Annotated in this window: 2 protein-coding genes; both read left to right on the forward strand. The window is 74.3% G+C overall.

The window, feature by feature from the left end; translation table 11 throughout:
• Nucleotides 1–687 (forward strand): ketoacyl-synthetase C-terminal extension domain-containing protein (locus CFP71_RS42510; RefSeq protein ID WP_279629275.1); only part of this gene is annotated, 687 nt, incomplete at its 5' end.
• Nucleotides 684–2159, forward strand: a 1476-nt coding sequence (locus CFP71_RS42515) for an amino acid adenylation domain-containing protein (protein ID WP_143267312.1), incomplete at its 3' end; no start/stop codon positions are given. The genes CFP71_RS42510 and CFP71_RS42515, both read left to right, overlap by 4 nt.

The following is a 2159-nucleotide window of genomic DNA, read 5'->3' on the forward strand; positions in this document are numbered from 1 at the left end:
GGCTCGGTGAAGACGAACATCGGGCACCTCGACGCGGCGGCGGGCGTCGCCGGGCTGATCAAGGCCGTGTTGTCCGTGCGGCACGGCGTCATCCCGCCGAGTCTGCACTTCACGGCCCCGCATCCGGAGGTCGACCTGGCGGGCGGTCCCTGGTACGTCCCGGCGAAGGCCACCGACTGGCCCGCCGGGGAGCGGCGGGTGGCCGGGGTCAGCTCATTCGGCATGGGCGGCACGAACGTTCACGTGATCGTGGAGGAGGCTCCCGCCGTCCCACCACGGCAGGCGGAGAGCGGTCCGTTCGTCCTGCCGCTGTCCGCGCGAGACGCGAAAGCACTGCGCGAGACGGTTTCCCGGCTGCGCGATCGGCTCGCCGCGGACGCGCCGGACCTCGGGGACACGGCGTACACGCTTTCGGTCCGGCGGGCGTTCACGTGCCGCGCCGCCGTGGTGGCGGACTCGGTCACGTCGGCGATCGCCGCGCTCGACGCGCTGCTGGCGAAGGGAACCGACGTCGAAGGTCCTCCCAGCGCGGAGCGAGATCTGGCCGTCCGCTGGGTCGAAGGCGGCGAGATCGAGTGGGACTCGGGTGGCGAACCAGGCCGCGTCCCGTTGCCGGGTTATCCGTTCCAGCGGGAACGGCACTGGATCGACCCACTGCACACCTCCGACCACGGGAGCCCCCGGTGACCGACACCTTGCCCGTCATGGGCGGCCACGGCCCGCCACTGTCCTATCCGGACGCCACGGTCACCGGGCTGATCCTCGCCCAGGCCGCGCGCACCCCGGACGCCGTCGCCGTCCGGCAGGGTGACGTCCGGCTCACCTATCGCGAACTGGTCGCGTCGGCGACCGGCGTCGCCCGGCTGCTGCGGGCCCGGGGTGCCGGACCCGGCACCCGCGTCGGCGTCTGCGCCGATCGGCGACCGGAACTGATCTCGACCGTCGTGGGCGTGCTGCTGTCCGGGGCCGCCTACGTGCCGCTCGAACCCGGCGGCCCGAAGGCGCGACTGGCCGAAATCGCCGCGGACGCCGGGCTGTCCCTCGTCGTCGGTGACCGCGCGCTGGCCGAATTCGGTGCCACGGAAGGCATCGAGGCGCTCGACGTACCCCCGCCCGCGGACGGGCCCGCCGAGTGTCCCGCCGGGCCGGACGACCTCGTCCACCTTCTTTACACCTCCGGCTCCACGGGCCGCCCCAAGGGAGTGCTGACCAGTCACCGCAACGTGGTCGCGTTCGTCACCGGGTTCGCCGCCGCCCTCGACATCCGGCCCGGCACCCGGACGCTCGGCATCTCCTCGCTCGCCTTCGACGCGTTCACCATGGACGTGTTCGTCCCGCTGGCGCACGGCGGATCGGTGCAGCTCGCCGGTGCCGCCGACCGGGCCGACCCCGAACGGCTGCGGCGGTTCCTCGTCGAGCACGACGTCGAGTGGGGCTTCGTCACGCCGACGTTGCTGTCCATGGTCGACCCCGCGGCCGTTCCCGGCTGGCGCGTCGTCGCCTGCGGTGGCGAGCCGGTGCCCGCGGACCTCGCCGCGCGCTGGCTGCCGGGACGACGGTTCTTCCACGTCTACGGCCCGACCGAGACCACCGTGGTGGTCGTGACCGACGAAGTCACCGGCCTCCCCGCCGACCCGCTGCCGCTCGGCCGCCCGACGCCGAACCACCGGGCGTACGTCGTGGACGCCGAACTGCGGCCGGTCGCGCCCGGCGAGGTCGGCGAGCTGCTCGTCGGCGGCCCGGGCCTCGCGCACGGCTACCTCGGCAGCCCGGAGCTGACCGCCGCGAAGTTCGTCGACGACCCGATCACGCCGGGGGAACGGCTCTACCGCACCGGCGACCTGGCCCGCGAGCTGCCCGACGGCCGTCTCGAGTTCGCCGGCCGCGCCGACCGGCAGGTGAAGGTCCGCGGCCAGCGGATCGAGCTTGGCGAGGTGGAGGCCGCGCTCACGAGTCATCCGGACGTCGACGCCGCCGCCGTGGAGGCCGTCCCCGGGCCCGCGGGCACCCGGCTGGTGGCCTTCGTGGCACCGGCGTCCGCACCGTCCGATGTGGACGAACTCGGCCGGGACCGGCTCACCGCGGCGATGCGCCCGGCCGCGGTCCGCGTGCTCGGCAGCCTGCCGGTCAATCCGGTGACCGGCAAGATCGACCGGCCC

It is taken from the genome of Amycolatopsis thailandensis, assembly GCF_002234405.1.
In the GTDB taxonomy this organism is placed as follows: Bacteria; Actinomycetota; Actinomycetes; order Mycobacteriales; family Pseudonocardiaceae; genus Amycolatopsis; species Amycolatopsis thailandensis.